Origin of the sequence: Micromonospora sp. NPDC049836, from assembly GCF_044465125.1 — a bacterium.
GTDB lineage: Bacteria > Actinomycetota > Actinomycetes > Mycobacteriales > Micromonosporaceae > Micromonospora.
Genome location: NZ_JBITLH010000003.1, coordinates 636665 through 653008, shown reverse-complemented (window position 1 = coordinate 653008; position 16344 = coordinate 636665). Strand labels below are relative to the sequence as shown.

At 71.9% G+C, this 16344-nt stretch carries 22 protein-coding genes, 1 tRNA gene and 1 pseudogene; 13 read left to right on the top strand and 11 right to left on the bottom strand.

Going from position 1 to position 16344, the window contains the following annotated elements; genetic code table 11:
* The first annotated feature begins 85 nt into the window (after positions 1–85).
* Positions 86–159, top strand: a tRNA-Ile gene (locus ACIBPB_RS10900).
* A gap of 112 nt (positions 160–271) precedes the next feature.
* Here the strand turns inward: ACIBPB_RS10900 and ACIBPB_RS10895 are convergent.
* Positions 272–682, bottom strand: a complete 411-nt coding sequence (locus ACIBPB_RS10895) for a type II toxin-antitoxin system VapC family toxin (RefSeq protein WP_396839348.1) — start codon at positions 680–682, stop codon at positions 272–274.
* Entirely contained in the window at positions 679–957 is a 279-nt protein-coding gene (locus ACIBPB_RS10890; protein WP_218105002.1) for a type II toxin-antitoxin system Phd/YefM family antitoxin, read from the bottom strand. Before ACIBPB_RS10890 ends, ACIBPB_RS10895 begins: the two co-directional genes overlap by 4 nt.
* A gap of 321 nt (positions 958–1278) precedes the next feature.
* On the opposite strand from ACIBPB_RS10890, the pseudogene ACIBPB_RS10885 reads away from it, so the two are divergent.
* The 5 genes and pseudogenes from ACIBPB_RS10885 to ACIBPB_RS10865 all read left to right on the top strand — a co-directional run.
* A pseudogene (locus ACIBPB_RS10885) lies at positions 1279–1559 on the top strand (type II toxin-antitoxin system RelE/ParE family toxin); the annotation flags it as partial.
* Positions 1559–1873, top strand: a complete 315-nt coding sequence (locus tag ACIBPB_RS10880; protein ID WP_396839347.1) for a helix-turn-helix domain-containing protein — start codon at positions 1559–1561, stop codon at positions 1871–1873. The pseudogene ACIBPB_RS10885 and the gene ACIBPB_RS10880, both read left to right, overlap by 1 nt.
* A gap of 278 nt (positions 1874–2151) precedes the next feature.
* Positions 2152–2514, top strand: a complete 363-nt coding sequence (locus ACIBPB_RS10875) for a type II toxin-antitoxin system RelE/ParE family toxin (protein WP_396839502.1) — start codon at positions 2152–2154, stop codon at positions 2512–2514.
* The gene (locus ACIBPB_RS10870; protein WP_396839346.1) at positions 2514–2828 is read left to right on the top strand and encodes a helix-turn-helix domain-containing protein; all 315 of its coding nucleotides are present in this window, start codon (positions 2514–2516) and stop codon (positions 2826–2828) included. The genes ACIBPB_RS10875 and ACIBPB_RS10870 overlap by 1 nt, the downstream gene beginning before the upstream one ends.
* 135 nt (positions 2829–2963) lie before the next feature.
* On the top strand, positions 2964–3131 hold the full coding sequence (locus ACIBPB_RS10865; RefSeq protein WP_396839345.1) for a type II toxin-antitoxin system RelE/ParE family toxin: 168 nt from the start codon (positions 2964–2966) through the stop codon (positions 3129–3131).
* A 616-nt stretch (positions 3132–3747) separates the two neighbouring features.
* On the opposite strand, the gene ACIBPB_RS10860 is transcribed toward ACIBPB_RS10865, so the two are convergent.
* Positions 3748–4608 (bottom strand): alpha/beta fold hydrolase, encoded by an 861-nt coding sequence (locus tag ACIBPB_RS10860; RefSeq protein ID WP_396839344.1) that lies wholly within the window; start codon positions 4606–4608, stop codon positions 3748–3750.
* Positions 4609–4712: 104 nt separating this feature from the next.
* Between ACIBPB_RS10860 and ACIBPB_RS10855 the strand changes: the two genes are divergently transcribed.
* Entirely contained in the window at positions 4713–5297 is a 585-nt protein-coding gene (locus tag ACIBPB_RS10855) for a helix-turn-helix domain-containing protein (protein WP_396839343.1), read from the top strand.
* 117 nt (positions 5298–5414) lie between these two features.
* On the opposite strand, the gene ACIBPB_RS10850 is transcribed toward ACIBPB_RS10855, so the two are convergent.
* The 4 genes from ACIBPB_RS10850 to ACIBPB_RS10835 form a co-directional block, all read right to left on the bottom strand.
* The gene (locus ACIBPB_RS10850) at positions 5415–5996 is read right to left on the bottom strand and encodes a TetR/AcrR family transcriptional regulator (protein WP_396839342.1); all 582 of its coding nucleotides are present in this window, start codon (positions 5994–5996) and stop codon (positions 5415–5417) included.
* 22 nt (positions 5997–6018) lie between these two features.
* Positions 6019–6696, bottom strand: coding sequence for an ABC transporter ATP-binding protein (locus tag ACIBPB_RS10845; RefSeq protein ID WP_396839341.1), 678 nt, complete (start codon positions 6694–6696; stop codon positions 6019–6021).
* Complete coding sequence (locus ACIBPB_RS10840) at positions 6693–7817, bottom strand: ABC transporter permease (RefSeq protein ID WP_396839340.1); 1125 nt, start codon at positions 7815–7817, stop codon at positions 6693–6695. The genes ACIBPB_RS10845 and ACIBPB_RS10840 overlap by 4 nt, the downstream gene beginning before the upstream one ends.
* Positions 7818–7965: 148 nt before the next feature.
* The gene (locus ACIBPB_RS10835; RefSeq protein ID WP_396839339.1) at positions 7966–8619 is read right to left on the bottom strand and encodes a flavin reductase family protein; all 654 of its coding nucleotides are present in this window, start codon (positions 8617–8619) and stop codon (positions 7966–7968) included.
* 115 nt (positions 8620–8734) lie between these two features.
* Here ACIBPB_RS10835 and ACIBPB_RS10830 point away from each other — a divergent pair, with 115 nt between their 5' ends.
* On the top strand, positions 8735–9226 hold the full coding sequence (locus ACIBPB_RS10830; protein WP_396839338.1) for an HIT family protein: 492 nt from the start codon (positions 8735–8737) through the stop codon (positions 9224–9226).
* A gap of 49 nt (positions 9227–9275) precedes the next feature.
* On the opposite strand, the gene ACIBPB_RS10825 is transcribed toward ACIBPB_RS10830, so the two are convergent.
* Entirely contained in the window at positions 9276–9677 is a 402-nt protein-coding gene (locus ACIBPB_RS10825; protein ID WP_396839336.1) for a nuclear transport factor 2 family protein, read from the bottom strand.
* A gap of 126 nt (positions 9678–9803) precedes the next feature.
* Between ACIBPB_RS10825 and ACIBPB_RS10820 the strand changes: the two genes are divergently transcribed.
* The 3 genes from ACIBPB_RS10820 (at position 9804) to ACIBPB_RS10810 (ending at position 11957) form a co-directional block, all read left to right on the top strand.
* Positions 9804–10205, top strand: a complete 402-nt coding sequence (locus ACIBPB_RS10820) for a hypothetical protein (protein ID WP_396839501.1) — start codon at positions 9804–9806, stop codon at positions 10203–10205.
* A gap of 445 nt (positions 10206–10650) precedes the next feature.
* Positions 10651–10920 carry a hypothetical protein gene (locus tag ACIBPB_RS10815; protein ID WP_396839335.1) on the top strand — a complete coding sequence of 90 codons (270 nt, stop codon included), beginning with the start codon at positions 10651–10653 and terminating at the stop codon, positions 10918–10920.
* Entirely contained in the window at positions 10920–11957 is a 1038-nt protein-coding gene (locus ACIBPB_RS10810; protein WP_396839334.1) for a hypothetical protein, read from the top strand. The genes ACIBPB_RS10815 and ACIBPB_RS10810 overlap by 1 nt, the downstream gene beginning before the upstream one ends.
* Positions 11958–12252: 295 nt before the next feature.
* On the opposite strand, the gene ACIBPB_RS10805 is transcribed toward ACIBPB_RS10810, so the two are convergent.
* Positions 12253–12840 carry a TetR/AcrR family transcriptional regulator gene (locus ACIBPB_RS10805; protein WP_396839332.1) on the bottom strand — a complete coding sequence of 196 codons (588 nt, stop codon included), beginning with the start codon at positions 12838–12840 and terminating at the stop codon, positions 12253–12255.
* Positions 12841–12912: 72 nt separating this feature from the next.
* Between ACIBPB_RS10805 and ACIBPB_RS10800 the strand changes: the two genes are divergently transcribed.
* On the top strand, positions 12913–14112 hold the full coding sequence (locus ACIBPB_RS10800) for an FAD-dependent monooxygenase (RefSeq protein ID WP_396839330.1): 1200 nt from the start codon (positions 12913–12915) through the stop codon (positions 14110–14112).
* Between the two features lie 203 nt (positions 14113–14315).
* Here the strand turns inward: ACIBPB_RS10800 and ACIBPB_RS10795 are convergent, their stop codons facing one another.
* Together ACIBPB_RS10795 and ACIBPB_RS10790 are read right to left on the bottom strand one after the other, a co-directional pair.
* On the bottom strand, positions 14316–14852 hold the full coding sequence (locus tag ACIBPB_RS10795) for an SRPBCC family protein (RefSeq protein ID WP_396839329.1): 537 nt from the start codon (positions 14850–14852) through the stop codon (positions 14316–14318).
* A 2-nt stretch (positions 14853–14854) separates the two neighbouring features.
* Positions 14855–15163: an ArsR/SmtB family transcription factor gene (locus ACIBPB_RS10790; RefSeq protein WP_396839328.1), complete on the bottom strand. Its 309-nt coding sequence runs from the start codon at positions 15161–15163 to the stop codon at positions 14855–14857.
* Between the two features lie 115 nt (positions 15164–15278).
* Here ACIBPB_RS10790 and ACIBPB_RS10785 point away from each other — a divergent pair, with 115 nt between their 5' ends.
* On the top strand, positions 15279–16208 hold the full coding sequence (locus ACIBPB_RS10785) for an LLM class F420-dependent oxidoreductase (protein ID WP_396839327.1): 930 nt from the start codon (positions 15279–15281) through the stop codon (positions 16206–16208).
* Positions 16209–16344 lie beyond the last annotated feature (136 nt).

The window sequence follows — 16344 nt, the reverse complement described above, 5'->3', positions numbered from 1 at the left end:
GCTCATCGTGGCGAACGAATCATGATGCGGCCCGTTCGGTGGTGGTCGGTGATCCAGTGAGCGGGTTACGATCCGGCGCGGTAGCGGGGCGGTAGCTCAGCGGGTTAGAGCAGTGGACTCATAATCCATCGGTCACGGGTTCGAGTCCCGTCCGCCCCACCGAAACGGATACCCAAACGGAGGGGTGAAGGTCGCAAAAGCGCAGGCCGCAGCCGATGCCGTGGCCGCACTGCCGGACGGGACTTTGCCACCAGGGTGGTGGATTCGTGGGTCAGTTCTGGCCGGGGCTTGCTACGGGGAGTCCTGCTTCCCTGGCGGATTCGAGCAGCCGCCGGTCGTAGGTGACGAAGGCGGTCAGGGCGGTGCCGGACTCGTTGGTCAGCACCTGGGCGGTGGCCAGGTGGATGGCGTCCAGGCTGCGGAGCGTCGGCTCGGCGAACGCGGCTGCGGTCGCACGGATCGTGCTGTCGATCTCCAGCCGGAACAGCCGTCCGACGGCAGCCGGTACTCCGATCAACGCTTGCGGAGCTGATCGGCGCAACGCTCTGGGCACTTCCACCTCCACGAGGGCGGAGGAGACCAGCGGCACGTCGTCGTGCTTGTTGAGCCAGGAGACAAGGTCGGCGCTGCACATCTCCTGCCGAACCAGCTTGACGACGGCAGCTGAATCGAGATAGATCACCAGCGCTCCTCATCACGCATCGCAGCGAGTGAGGCTGCCACGTCCACATTTTCGTCACCGAGCTTCGGTGGAAGTGGCACAGAGCCGCCGCCGGTGGGGGCGACTGCTCGTCCTGCCGCTACCAACTTGGCCAGCACCGACCTGTCGTCGCCTACCGGAACAAGTCGGGCGATCGGGTGTCCGCGATCGGTGATCTCGACGGTCTCGCCGCCGCTCACCCGAGCCAACACCTGGCTCGTGTTCTGATTCAGCTCCCGGACACCGATGCGTTCCATGGACACGAGTGTAGAACTAAATGTTCTACGTTTCTAGCTCCTGGCGTCATCCGGGCCGCTGTTCGCCGGCCAGAGAGGTTCGACGAGTTCCAGCCGTGGCGCCTGGGCCGGTAGGTCGTGTCGGAATCATCGTGTACGCCCCGAGATCCGCGAGCCGGGCCACTTCAGGGTCAGCGGATCGCCCGCGATCGTGGCGGTGCGGTTCGCATGGTGGTGCCTCCGGCCCACCATCGAACGCGATCATGCTGCCGACCTGTGCTGGGTGTCATCCGGTGAGGATGATGTTGTGGATGCGTGCGATGCCCGGCTGCGCTGTCGGTAGCGATCGACATGCTCGCGGAGACCGGACCAGGCCTGGGACGTCCGTTGGTCGACACGCTCAGGGGGTCGAGCATCGGCAACCTAAGGAGCTGCGTCCGAGGTCTGGGCGGGACGTCGCGATCCGGGTTCTGTTCGTCTTTGATCCCTGGTCGCAGGCGGTGCTGTTGGTGGCTGGCAACAAGGCTGGAGACTGGTCTCGATGGTACGAGGAAGCGATCCCGGTCGACGAGGTCGCGTACGAGGGCTGGCTCGCCTTTGAGAGGAAGCGGAGGGAGGGCTGATGAGCGACTTCCATGACTGGGACGACATCCGAGCCGAGTTGCACGACGGGGACGACGACGCACTCGAGGTGGAGCGTGCCCGCACCGAGGCATGGACCAGCGCATTCCATCTGGCCGAGGAGCGTAAGCGGCTCGGGCTGACCCAGCGGGAGGTTGCCGAGTTGATGGGGGTCACGCCCGGCCGGGTCAGCCAGATCGAGAACGGCGACCTGGAGGCCAACGAGGTCGCGACCTTGAGCCGGTACGCCCGAGCGCTGGGCGCACGGATGCGGATCATCTTTGACTACGGCAGCGATCTTCGTCAGATCGCCTGACCCTGCACCTGGGCGCCGAGCTGCGCTCCTGACCTGCGCATGCGCAGCGGCAACGGGTCACCGGCGATGGTCGCCGGCTGGTTCGCATGGTGGTACCTCCGGCCCACCACATGACTTGATTTCGCTCTTCGCCTGCGCTTCCGTGGTTCGCAAGACCGAGATGCGGCCTGATAAGTACGAGTCTCGCCCGTTCCGCTGCATCGGTGATGAGCGGGTTCGGTGATGTATAGGTTGAGCTATAGTTCTTCCGTGACCAAGGGGCCAGCCCACGCTGGGCGATCAGGACTACAGGCGATGTCCGTGACTGGTTACGGGCCCTGCGTCAAACCGACCCTGTGGGGTACCGGTCCGTGAACGCGGCGATCGACATGCTCGCCGAGACTGGTCCGGGTCTGGGGCGTCCGCTGGTCGACACCCTCCGGGGTTCGAGCCTCAGCAACCTCAAGGAGCTGCGGCCGAGGTCTGGCCGCGACGTCGCAATCCGGGTTCTGTTCGTCTTCGACCCTTGGTCGCAAGCGGTGCTGCTGGTGGCCGGCAACAAGGCCGGCGACTGGACGCGGTGGTACGAGAGCGCGATCCCGATCGCCGAGGTCGCCTACGAAGGTTGGCTTGCCTTCGAGAGGAAACGGAGGGAGAGCTGATGAGCGACTTCCATGACTGGGACGACATCCGCGCCGAGCTGCACGATGGGGACGACGACGCGCTCGACGCGGAACGCGCCCGTACCGAGGCATGGGTCAGCGCATTCCACCTCGCCGAGGAGCGCAAACGTCTCGGTCTCACCCAGCGGCAGGTCGCCGAGTTGATGGGGGTCACGCCCGGCCGGGTAAGTCAGATGGAGAACGGCGATCTGGACGCCAATGAGGTGGCGACCCTCAGTCGATACGCACGAGCACTGGGCGCCCGGATGCGGATCATTTTCGACTACGGCAGCGACCTCCGGCAGATCGCCTGATCCCCGCGAGCCTCAGACGACATCACGCACGGCGAAAATAGCCGTCCGGCCAACCGCGCCGTCGGCGAGCCGAGGTCAGCGAGCACCGTTCAGAGCCGGTGAGCAGAGGCCGTCGCGGTCGCCGCGTACGAGTTCATGACCGGGCCGTTGGTACGAGAGCCCTCCCGGGTCGGGAAACGCTTGCTGCCGCCGTTGTCTGATCGGTTCAGCGCCCGGCGAGGCACCTACCGGATCATCTACCGCATCGACGACGAGAACCACACTGTGGACGTTGATCATCGAAGAGATGTTTACCGCTCCTGACGCCCCTCGCCCTCCGTGCCCGATGGTGCCATGGCATTCAGCACCGTGAGCATCGTGTCGATCTGCATGGTGCGTTGCGCTGGTACGACCGGGCGGTGGCCCGACTGTCGGCCGACGAGCTGGCGGCGCTGAACGGGCCGGATGGCTGGATGCAGATGTCGTCGGTGATGATTCGCGGCCGGCGTGAGGTCCGTCGGCAGCTGGGGCTGGCGCCGGACGTTACCGATGAGCTGGCTCCGGCCACGCCGCCGCAGCGGCAGCGGATCCCCCCTCGATCCGGCGCTCAAGGCCCGCTACGGCGAGACCCTTCCGGAGGAGCACACGATCGCGTGGCCGGCACCGCGCAACTCCCCATGCCGGTGAGCATCGACAGCCAAGTACAAGAAGTGTTGCGGCCGAGTGGTCTGAGTGGCGCTCTCCGACGCGCCGCACGCGACAGTCCGTCACGACGCAGCCCTACCTGCCATCGCTCCTGTTGGTGGCAGGGGCAGCGGGTCACCGGCGATCGTGGCGGTCTGGTTCGTATGGTGGTACCTCCGCCCCACTCTTGTCCTCGGCCGCGATCCGCTGGCAATCGAACCCGACCGGCGGGCCCGTGCGCTGACCGGTCCGTCGCCTATGAGGTGAGCAGTTCGCGGATGCGGGCGGCGACCAGCGCCGGCTGTTCGGCGTGGATGAGATGCGCCGAGTCCACGCTCTCGTACCGGCCGTGGGGCAGGGTCTCGACGTACCGGCGCTGATGGTCCCGGGTGAGGGCGTGCTGGCGCTCGCGTCCGCCGGCCGGTCTCGCGGCCGACAGCAGGATCGTCGGGCAGGTCGGCGGCTCCGGTGGATCAGTCCGGAAGCTGGGGAGCGCGGCGGCGAGCGCCCGCATCTCCCGGCGGGTCTGCGCCGTCCCGGCCGGGGTGAAGTCCTCGGCCAGCATCGTCTCGTAGGCGTCGGCCGGGTAGTGGGGCCGGACGTTCGCGCTGAACAGGCGGCCGAACAGCCGGAGCCGGCTCAGTGCCTGTGCCACCGCGAGCATCCGGTCGACCTGCCGGGTCGTCCGTGCCCAGCTGTCGTCGTCGTAGATCGGGGACGTCTCCGGCAGCGTGTCGATGAGCAGCAGGCCGCGCACGCGCGTCCGTAGGCGTTCGGCGGCCCGCCGGGCGACCAGGCCGCCCATGCTGTGCGCCACCAGGACGAAGTCTCCCGGTACGAGGGCCTCGACCAGCGCGACCAGATCATCGGCCATGCCGTCGACGGTGAGCGGGGTCGAGAGCGGGCCGGTCCGCACCCGCCCCGCCCGGTCGTACGTGATCAGCCGCGCCTGGTCCGCCAGCAGTGGCCGCACGGTGTCCCAGCAGGTGCGGCCGCAGCCGGCGCCCGCCTCGAACACCACCCAGGCCCCGTCGTGGTCGGGCTGTTCGGGGCCGGACTGTTCCACGTAGACAGTCCGGCCGTTGACCGCCAGTCGCCGCCCCGGTGCATCCCGCATCTGATCTCCTCCTTGATCGGCATGCCTGGACCCGGCGCACGTGATCAACACGCGGCATCAGTTTCAATCTCGATAATGGTATCTCATATGAAATAGTTCACCTCGTGAACATCGCTGACCTGCTGCTGCATCCCGTCCGGCTGCGGATCGTGCATGCCGCCTCCGGCGGCCGCGAGCTGACCACCACCCAGCTGTGCGAGCGCCTGCCGGACGTCTCCAGGGTGACCGTCTACCGGCAGGTGGCCCTGCTGGTCGATGAGGGGTTCCTCGAGGTGGCCGGCGAGCAACGCGTCCGCGGCGGCGTCGAGCGCCGGTACCGGCTGCGCCAGGACCGACCCGTGATCGACGCCGACGCGGCGGCGGAGATGACGATCGACGACCACCGGCGCGGGTTCGCCGCCGCGATGGCTGTGCTGATCGCCGAGTTCACCAGGTACCTGGACGGGGACGGGGCCGACCCGGTCGCCGACGGGGTGTCGTATCGGCAGGGCACCCTGTGGCTCAGCCCGGCCGAGTTGGCCGAGCTGACCGGAAGGCTGGTCGGCGTACTGCGGGACGTGGCGGGCAACGGCCCGGCGCCGGGGCGGTCGGCGTACCTGCTCAGTCCGATCCTGTTCCCCGTGACGCCCGCCCCGCCGGACCACGGCGGCCCACCGGCGGAGGCCCCGGTTCGTACCCCTGGGCCATGATCCGCTCTGCCGCTGGTCTCGCACCCCGCCTGTGCCGGTCAGCGCGGTCCGCGAGAGGTCCCCGCGGTGGTGGCTGAGCGCCCTCTCCGCGGCACCCGGACGGCGGTGCCCCGCGGCCTAGCCGTGACCGAGGAGGAAGGGGGCCAGGAGCTCACGGACCCGCGCCTCGACGGAGGTCGTGTCCGCGCCGTCCTCGATCATGCGGCTGGCCGTGTAGACGACGGAGCTGATCAGGCGCGCCGTGGTGGCGGGATCGGGCACGCCCAGTTGCTCGACGGCGGCGCAGAGGGGCCGGCTCATCTGGTCGTGCATGAGCTGGGTGCTGGCGTCGACCTGATCGCCCGGTACCGACTGGACCAGCGCGGTGGCGAGGGCGTGCTCGCCCTCGGCGACCAGGCGCAGGTTCGCGGTGGCGTACGCCAGCACCTTCTCGCCCGGAGTGCCGGCGGCGTCCATCGCGGCGTTGACCCGGCGTGACCAGTTCGGCAGGACCTCCTGCACCAGTTCCAGCAGCATGTCCTTGGCGGACGGGAAGTACTCGTAGACCGAGGAGCGGGGCAGTCCCGCCCGGGCAGCCACGGCGGTGAGGCTCGGCGCCTCGTGCGGGTTCTCCACCAGCAGGGCGCGGGCGGCGTCGAGGAGGACCCGGCGGCGGTGCGCGCGGTGCTCCGCGATCGTCGGTGCGTCGATGCGCGGCACGGGTCCTCCTCTCTCGCGTCGCTCAGCCGGCCGAGAGCCGCCCGTCGATCATTTCGGCCACCCGGTCGCAGTGTTCCAGCACGTCGTGGTCGTGGGTCACCATAACGGTAGCGACACCGGCCTCCTTCGTCTCCTGGGCGATCAGCTGCACGACCTCGTGGCTGCGCGCCCGGTCCAGCGCCGCGGTCGGTTCGTCGACCAGCAGCAACGAGGGCCGTCCCATCAGCGCGCGGGCGATCCCGACCCGTTGCCGTTCGCCGCCGGAGAGCTGATGCGGCCGGCGGTTGGCCTTGTGCGCCATCCCCACGTCCGCCAGCAGCTCGGCGGGGTCCCGGCCGTCGGCCCGGCGCGGGCTGAGCTTGGCTACCAGCTGCAGCTGCTCCAGCGAGGTGAGCGCCGGGATCAGGTTGCCGCTCTGGAACACGAAACCGATGTGGTCGCGCCGGTACGCGGCACGCTGCCGGGCCGTCATGCCGACGAGGTCGTGGCCGTCGACGGTGACCGTGCCCTGATCGGGAACGGTCAACGCGCCGGCCACCGCGAGCAGGCTCGACTTGCCGGCGCCGGAGGGCCCGACCACGGCCACCAGTTCGCCCGGGGCGACGGTCAGGCTCACCTCGTCCAGCGCGGTGACCATGGCGTCACCGTCGCCGAGTCGGACGACCACGCCGGACAGTTCCAGACCGGTACGGTTGTTCATCGCTGTCCTCCCAGTGCGGTGAGCGGGTCGACGGCCGCGATCCGGACGATGGCGACGGCCGCACCGACCAGGCCGAGCAGGACCAGCAGGACGCCGGCGACCAGCACCGCGGGCGCCTCGATGGCGAACGGCACCGCGCTGCCGCTGATCAGCCCGCCGAGCCCGACGCCGACGGCCATCCCCGCGCCGATCGAGGCGCCGAGCACCACCAGTGCCTGCACCAGCCCGTCGCGCAGCAGATACCGCCTGGCCGCCCCGATCGCCCGCAACACCGCCAGTTCGTGCCTGCGGTTGATCGTCCAGACGGTGAAGAACGCGCCGACGACCAGGGCCGAGATGGCGTAGAGGAACACCTGGATGAGTTGCAGCGTCGAGGTCTCGGCGGTGTAGCCGGGCGAGCCCCCGTACGCCTCGACCTTGTCGAAGCTGGTCGTGCCGGCCGCGGCGTCGCCGGCGGCGAGGTCGAGGTCCCCGTCGGACCGGATGGCGATCGCGGTGGCCTCGTTGGCCGCCGAGGCGCGCAGCTCCTCGCCGGGGCCGACGCCCTGGTGCAGCCGCTGCCAGGCGGCCAGCGGCACGTAGGCGACGTCGACGTGACCGTAGGTGCGCTGGTCCGAGGTGGCGCCGATCACGGTGAACCGGGTGCCGATCCGGTCGATGACCACGGTGTCGCCGACCCGCAGGCCGGCGTCGAGGGCGGTCCGGGACACCACGATGCCGTTCGGGTCGCCCAGCTTGGCGCCCTCGGCGACCGGAGGCGCCAGGAACGAGTCCGGTTCCACCCCGAACATGGCCAGGTCGATGGGTACGTCCCGGTTGCTGCGGGCGTTGACCAGCAGGTTGCCGAAGAGGGTGGCGTCCCGTACCCCCGGCTGTTGGCGCCACTGATCGAGCTGCTTGCGATCCACCACGCTGCGGGAGAACGCCGAGTCCAGCTTGGTGTCGTGAGCGAAGGCGAAGGCGGTCACCGGTAGCCGCTGAAGTCCGGAGACACCATCGTTGACCAGGCCTGAGGAGAGCCCGGACAGCAACACCACCAGTACCGCGATGAGGGCGACCACGCTACCCATGAGCGTGAATCGCCAACGCGCGAAGCGAAGCTCGCGCAAGGCCAGAAACATCGATCCTCCTGCCGGAATTTATTCGACGTCGCGTCGGCAACTATACCGGCAGGGTGTCGGAAAAATTCCGGGGGCATCTGCGGCCTGCCGGCAGTGATCCACCAGCGGTGGCCGGTGCCGCGGCTCCCGAGGCTGTTCGCGGCACGGATCAGGCCGGTGGCGCCGCGGCGGTCGATCGACGTTCGCCCGCCGCCGGCGTCTCCGATCGGAAGCTGTGCCCGAGCTCGGGGCCGAGGCCGAAGTAGTGCCGGAAGCTGTAGATCAACGGGTGCCACGCGCTGGGGGAGACATGGTCGGTGCCGGGCACGACGATGGCGGGATCGGCGTGTACGCGAAGCACGTGCGCCTCCACGATCAGGAAGTCGCCGTGCAGGTCGGGGGTGATCCGTACGGCCCGCGCCTCCAGTTGCAGCGGGCACTCCGCGACCCGCTGCGGTCGTACCAACTCGGCCGGCTCGGGACACAGCCCGGCGGCGGCGAACTTCGCCGGCTCGTAGTGGAACGCGCCCCGCTTGTGGTCCGGAACCGGGTCGCGGCCGGTGAGCGGGGCGAGCCGCTCCACCGCCGGCCACTGCTCCGCGCTCGGCAGGTTGATCACGAGGTCGGGCCGCTGGCGCAGGTTGCGGGCGGTCTGCCCGGCCGACCCGAGGCCGAGCACCACGACCTGGCCCAGCGCCCAGGCCGACGACATGGGCGCGAGGTTGCTCGTCCCGTCCTCGTTCTCGGTGCTCAACAGCACCACGGGCGTCCCGAAGTAGAGGATCCTGGGCCGGATGACCAGGTGATCGGTTGTCTGGATCATGGCGGGAGCGTATGGCCGGGACGATTCGGTGCGCGGCGAACAGTCCCCCGGGGCAGTCCGCGTTCCGCCCACCGCGGCGGGTGACCCGTTCGGCAGCGGTGGCACAGTGATGATCATGCGAGGATGCTTCTCTTGCGAGAACACCGCCCGCTCTGCCGACCTGCCGCCGCGGGAACGGATCGCCGGCGACGAGCACTGGCGGGTGGCGCACGCGGTTGGAGTCGGGCTACCGGGGTGGCTCGTGCTCGTTCCGCGACGGCACGTGCGCGCCATCGCCGAGCTGACCGATGCCGAGGCCGCCGGGTTGGGCTCCTGGCAGGTACGCCTGTCACGGGCGCTGCATGCCGTGACCGGCTGCGTGAAGACGTACGTCGTGCAGTTCGCGGAGGCGGAGGGCTTCGACCACGTGCACTTCCACGTGATCCCCCGACCGGCTGACCTGCCCGTCGACCGCCGAGGGCCGCAGGTGTTCGGGTTCCTGGGTCAGCTGGACGGTCAGGCGGTGACCGCCGCCGAGATGGACGCCGTGGCGGGCGAACTCGCGGCGTGGTTGGCGCGCGCGGCCGACCCCGACCGGGGGCGGCACGGGCCAGCCACGGGCCGGTAGCTGGTGGCGGGGGCGGCCGGCGCGGGGTACCCCTCGCCGGCCGCGACGATCAGGCGGCGTGCTGCCAGCGCGGCGAGATGTGCGCCTCCGCGAGGCGCCACCCGGCCGGCGTGCGTACGGCGGTGTACCGGGTCCGGACGCCGGCTCTGCGGTGCGGCGCCGCGCCCTGCTGGAAGAAGTACACGAGTTGGTGAGCGCCGATCTCGGCGCGGTCGCCGTCGAGATCGATCACGACGTCGGTGTTGAAGTGCTGGGTCAGGTCATCCTCCGGGCTGGTGCGCCGCAGCACATCCACGATCTCGTCGATGCCGGAGAGGGTGCCGCGCGGGCTGCTGGTCCGGGCGTCCGGGACGTAGACGGCGCGCAGGTCGTCGAAACGTCGCTCGTCCAGCGCCCAGGCGAGCCGGGCGACCAGCTCGGCGATCTCGGCGCGGTCGGTCACGGGTGACATCAGGTCCTCCATTCGTTGGCAGGACCAACGATACGCCAAATCGTTGGTCCTGCCAACACCGAACTGCTGCTGAGTACCCAGGCTCATCCACCCGCCCGGCAGGCAGGGAAGGATCGGGCCGTGACCATGACGAGGGGTACCCGTTCGGCGCTCGGTGGCCTGCTCCTGGCGGTGGCGACCGTGGCCACCTGGTTCGCCTGGCTGAGTTGGGACACCGGCTACCGGGTCGACCCGGAAACCGGCGCGACCAGCGGCCCGTACGCGGTCTGGCAGGTGGCCGGCTGCGTGCTCACCCTCGTCCTGGTCGCCGCGCTCGGCGGGTGGTGGCTCGGTCCCTGGCTGGTGGTGCCGGTGATGACGGTGGCCTTCACGGCAGCCTGGGCTGCGCACGCCGCGGCGACCGACGACAGCGGGCTGTGGGTGGTGGGCGCCGTGCTGGTGCTGATCGGGACGGCGGCCGGCAGCCTCGTGGTCAGCCTCGCCGCCCGGCTGCTGCGCCGGCGCGCGGACGGCGGCCGCACCCGCTGAGGCGGGGTCGCCGCCTCCCGGTGCGCCCGCATCGTCGCGCGCCGGCGACTCGCCGACGCTACGCAACCGGATCGAGGACAACCCGCCGGACGGATGGCCGACAAGACGCCCGGCCCGCTCTCGGCGCATTGTTTATGCAGGTGAAGAGGCTGCGGATGGCGGGCCACATCCCATCCCTCCGGCCCGGCGGCGCTGCCCGTCGGCACCGGACGCCGCCCTAGCCGAGCGCGGCCGCGCCGCCGCCGGCGGGCCCGGTCCTCGCCCGGCCCGCCGCGCGACCCGCGTTCGCGCCCGGCGACACCGCCCGGGCCGGCGGTGCCAGCCAACGCCAGGACAAGGACGTCACCACCTCCGGACCGAGCCGCGGCCGGGCGCCAGCCCGGGCCGGCCGGCCGGCGCTCCGGCGCGCGCGCCGGGCGCAAGCGCAAGGAAGGAGGGGGCGGAGATGGCCGCTCCCACCGTGACCGCCAGCCTCAACGCCTCGACCTACGCCCCGGGCGACCAGATGACCCTCACGGTCAGCTACGGCGACCCGGACACCAAGGCCCTCACCGTCACCGTCGTGGTGACCGACGCGCAGGGCAACAGCAGTGCCCCGGTCCGGGCGATCGCCGTGATCGACCCGCTGGCCGTCACCGTCAGCGACGACGCCGGCCGCACCTGGACCAAGCTCTCCGACACCGGCGCGGTGGCGGTCTACCGGGCGGTGGCCTGATGCCCCGGGTCACCGTCACCGTGCGGGACCGGGCCGGCCACGCCGCCACCGCGACCGCCGACTACAGCGTCGCCCCGCCGGTCCTGGGCGGCTACTACCTCGCCGGCAACGCCGACCCGACGGCCGACCTGGCCGGCGGCAACTTCCGCTCCCTCACCCAGTACCGCAGCTTCGCCGACGGCTACGTCCTCCCCGGCTACAACAACACCTGGCTGGCCGTCCTGGGCCGCGCCGGCGTGGCGGTCAACCTGGTGCTGGAGCTGAAGCACTACGGGGCGGCCAGCATCGGGCCGCAGAGCTTCACGGTGGACGGCACGGGCTACACCGTCCCGGCCCCCGCGATGACCATCCAGCAGCGGCCCGGGACGACCTGGCCCCGGGCGTACGGGTACGGGCAGGTCCTCGCCGGGCTCTGTGACGGGCTCTTCGCCCGGGCCCTGGCCCAGTACCGCGGCCTCGGTTTCCCGGTCAACATCCAGCTCGCCTCCGAACTGGACACCGACCACGAGTTCGGCACCACCGAGGCCGGCGTGGCGTACGACTGGGCGCAGTCGGACGCGCGGGCGGTGCAGGCGATGACCTACATCGTGAACTGGTTCAAGGCCCGCCCGCTGCCCGCCGGCACCACCTTCTCGGTCGGCTCGGGCGGCTTCGACCGGGCCGCCTGGCAGCGCACCCATCCGGAGGCGCTGATGGACAGGCTCGACTTCCTCCAGTGGAACGTCTACGCCACCGACCCGAGCCACACCGCGCTGGCCCGGTTCCGCCGCACCAGGGACTGGACGGTGGCCGACCTCGGGCCGGTGGCGCTCTCCCGCCCGGTGCTCATCGCCGAGTGGGGGGTACGGGTGGCCGAGTTCCCCGACCAGGCCGCCTGGATCGCCACCGTGCCGGCGGCGATCGCCCGGCTCAACGGCGAGCGGGGACCCCGGATCGCCCGGACCAACTACTTCAACTCGAGCTGGGGCACCCTCACCCCGAAGGACCGTGGGCTGGCCGCGCTGCGCGCCGCGTACGCCAGCAAGCCGTACGTCTGAGGCCACCGGCGAGCGCGAGGGCCGGCCGCCGGAACCCCTCTGGTGGCCGGTCCTCAGGGACCGGCGGCCCTCGCGGACCGGCGGCCCTCGCGGACCGGCGGCCCTCAGGGACCGGCGGACCTCGCGGACCGGCGGCTCTCACGGACCGGCGGCTCTCACGGACCGGCGGCTCTCACCGACCGGCGGCCCTCGCGGACCGGCGGCTCTCACGGGCCGACGGTCCCCGCGGATCGGCGGCCCTCGCCGGGTGCTGGCCGCAGGGCTGGCGTCGTGGAACGCGGCGGCGCGGACCGGGTCAGTCCGGCGGGGTGGAGAACCCAGCCGCCACCGCTCGGAGCGCCCGGGTCAGCTCGGCCGCCGTCGGGGCGGCCTCCGGATCGAGCAGCCACTGGGCGGCCACCCCGCCGATCAACGCCTGGTGGAAGGCGCCCAGCGTCAGCGCGGTGGGTTCGTCGGCGGCCGGGTCGAGTCGGTGGAAGATCTCGGCGAGGCCGAGCCGGGCCTGCCGGTTCACCGCGGCGAACGCCGCCCGCAGTTCCGGTGCCTGGTCCCGCTGCGCGATCAGCTCGAACTGGATGGTCCAGAGCGGGCGGAGCCGGGCGAAGGACTCGATGATCCGCTCCCAGGCCGCCTCGAACCGCTGCTCCGGCGTCGCGTCCGCACCGGCGTCGTCGGCGAGCGCCCGGCCCAACTCCTCGCCCCACTCCGCCACGGCCTCGAAGAGGGCCTCGTTGAGCAGTGCCTTCGTGGTGCGGAAGTGGTAGCCGATGGCGGCCAGGCTGGTGCCGGCGGCGGTGGCGACGTCGCGCGCCGTGGTGGCCGCGTACCCCTTCTCCATCAGGCAGCGCTTCGCGCCGGCCAGCAGATCCTCCCGGTTTCCCATGCGAGCCAGGGTAGCGGAATGCTTGAACAAACGTCTTGCACAATCGTCTAACACATCTGTACCGTCGCTGGCATGACCGATGTTCTGATCTCCGGCGCCGGTGTCGCCGGCCCCGCGCTCGCCTGGTGGCTGCGCCGCCACGGCTTCCGTCCCACCGTCGTCGAGCGCGCCCCGGCGCTGCGGCACGGCGGCTACAAGGTCGACGTCCGGGGCGCGGCGCTCACCGTTCTGGACCGGATGGGGCTGCGCGAGCAGGTCGCCCGGCACGACACCGGGATGCGGCTGGCCCGCTTCGTCGACGAACGCGGCCGGCAACTGGCCACCATGGACGCCGCGCTCTTCGGCGGGCGGGAGGGCGACGACCTCGAGCTCCTCCGGGGCGACCTGGCCCGGATCCTCGTCGACGCCACCCCCGACGTGGAATACCTCCTCGACGACTCGATCACCGCGCTGACCCCCGCCGCCGGCGGGGTGCAGGTCGCCTTCGCCCGTGGCCGGAGCCGCCGCTTCGACCTGGTGATCGGTGCCGACGGGCTGCACTCGGCGGTCCGCCGGCTGGCGTTCGGGCCGGGATCGGCCTACCTGCGCCCGCTCGGGCACCACATCGCCATCTGCACCGTCCCGGCCCGCTACGCCGAGGAGCGCGTCGAGCTGATGCACCCCGCCCCCGGGCGTACGGTCGGCGTCTACCGCACCGCCGGGGCCCCGGACGCGCGGGCGATCTTCCTCTTCCCGTCACCCGCCGAGGAGCCCGACCGCCGGGACGTCGCCGCGCAGCGCGCCGCGCTGGCCCGGGCGTTCGCCGGGGCCGGCTGGCAGGTGCCGGAGCTGCTGGCCGCGGCGGCGGACGCCCCGGACCTCTACTTCGACGCGATGAGCCAGGTGCGGATGGAGGGCTGGTCGACCGGGCGGATCGGGCTGGTCGGGGACGCCGCGTACGCCGCCTCACCCGCCTCCGGCCAGGGCACCAGCCTCGGCCTGGTTGGGGCGTACGCGCTGGCGTCGTCGCTGGTCGAGGCCGGTGGCGACCCGGCGGCCGGGTTCGCCGGGTACGAGCGCCGGATGCGACCGTTCGTGGCGGCGAACCAGCAGCTCGCGGAGCGGAACCTCAAGGGCATGGTGCTCGGCTCGGCCGCCGCCATCCGGTTCCAGACGCTGATGCTGCGGATGATGCCGCACCTGCCCGGCCGGGAGCGGATGATCCGCCGGGTGACCGAGCCGATCCGGGCGGCGGCCGGCGCCATCACCCTGCCCGACCTGCCGGCGGCCTGACCCGCCACCGGGCCAACCGTCCCGCCACCCAACCGCGCGGCGGACGGCGGGCGGGCGGGCGGATGATCCACTCCGGTTGCCGCGATCTGGCCCTTCCTTGACGCCGGTGGCCCCCGTTTGCGGCATGTTGCTCGTCGGAGTCGCCGACCCGCCTGCCCTCGGGCGGCGGGGGAGGGTGGCCGGGCGCCGCGCGGCGGTCCGGGTCAGGACTCCGGCTGGTCCAGGCGCTCGGCGTACGCGGTGCGCAGCTCGGCCCAGCCGAACTCCTTCGCCTCGGCGCCGCGGATCGGACCGACCGGGTCGCCGTCGAGCAGGTGGCCGGCGACGTCCAGGCAGAGGTGCCAGCCGGCGGCCATGCTCGCGCCCAGGGTGGGGTCGGCGATGCGGTGCCGCAGGGTCAGCCGGGTGCCGGTCGGGGTCTCGGCCAGTTCCCAGCGCAGCAGCCCGTCGCCCCAGGTGTATTCGAGCAGGGTGGGGCGCTCGGCGCGGCGGACGGTCGCCGCGTCGGGCCAGCTCTGGTCCCCGTCGATGGTGCGCAACGTGACCCCGCCGGGCGTGCCCAGGTCGCGGTCGGCGAGGAAGGGGGCCCACTGGGCGAGGCGGTCCGGCTCGGTCAGCGCGGCCCACACCCGGTGCGGCGGGTGCCGCAGGTACCGGACGAGGACCAGGTCCCACCGGTCGCCGGCGGGTTCCCAGCCGACCTCGGCGAGCGGACCCGGTCGGAATTTGTCGCGGTCCATCGTCACTCCTGACTGTCGAGATGGTGCTCCAGGGCGTCGAGGTGCGCCGCCCACATCCGCCGGTACGGCCCGAGCCAGTCGTCCACGGCCCGCAGCGGCCGGACGTCGACCCGGTAGATCCGCTGCTGGGCGGCGGTGCGGCAGCTGACCAGGCCGGCCTCGCGGAGCACCCGCAGGTGTTTGGAGACGGCCGGTTGGCTCATCCCCAGCGCGTCGACGAGGTCACCGACGCTGCTCTCGGCGCGGCGCAGCCGGTCGAGGATGCGGCGCCGGGTGGGCTCGGCCAGCACGGCGAAGGCGTCAACGGGCACCGGCTCAATATGCCTCTCCAGTCATATGCCTGTCAAGGAATGTAACGCGTCGTGGCGTTGACCGTGTCCCGTTCCTTGCCGGCAGCCGGATCGGGGTGCTGCCTATGCTCGGGGCATGGAATTGCGGATCTTCACCGAACCCCAGCAGGGCGCCAGCTACGACCAGTTGCTCGCCGTGGCCCGGCGAGCCGAGGAGACCGGCTTCGGGGCCTTCTTCCGCTCTGACCACTACCTGAAGATGGGCGCGGTGAGCGGCGAGCCGGGCCCGACGGACGCCTGGACCACCCTCGCCGGCCTGGCCCGCGACACCAGCCGGATCCGGTTGGGCACCCTGATGACCGCCGCCACCTTCCGGCTGCCCGGCCCGCTCGCGATCACCGTGGCCCAGGTCGACCAGATGAGCGGCGGCCGCGTCGAGCTGGGCCTCGGCGCCGGCTGGTTCGCCGAGGAGCACATCGCGTACGGCATCCCGTTCCCCTCGGTGGGTGAGCGCTTCGACCGGCTGGAGGAGCAGCTCGCGGTCATCACCGGGCTGTGGGAGACGCCGGCCGGCGGCACGTTCGACTTCCCCGGCAAGCACTACCCGGTCAGCGACTCGCCGGCACTGCCCAAGCCGGTGCAGCAGCCCCGCCCGCCGATCCTGCTCGGCGGCACCGGTCCGAAGCGGACGCCCCGCCTCGCCGCCCGGTACGCCGACGAGTTCAACCTGCCGTTCGTGTCGCCGGCGGACTCGACCGCCGTCTTCGACCGGGTCCGGGCCGCCTGCGTCGAGATCGGCCGCGACCCGGGCACGATGATCTGGTCGCACGCCGCGGTGGTCTGCTGCGGGCGCGACGAGGCCGAGGTGGCCCGCCGGGCCGCCGCGATCGGCCGCGAGCCGGCCGAGCTGCGGGAGAACGGCCTCGCCGGCACGCCCGCCGAGATCGTCGACAGGCTCGGCCGGTACGCCGAGGTCGGCAGCCAGCGGGTCTATCTCCAGGTGCTCGACCTGGCCGACCTGGACCACCTGGAGTTGATCGCCGCCGAGGTGCTGCGCCAGCTCTGAGCCCGGGGCGAGGGGCCGGGGCCGGGCTTGGGCGCCGGCTCGGGCTCCGGCGTCGGCGGCGGGGCCGGAGTCGTGGCCCGGGCCGGGTCCAGCCCGGTCGGCTCCGGCTCCGCGCCGGACGGGAACGCGTCGCCGC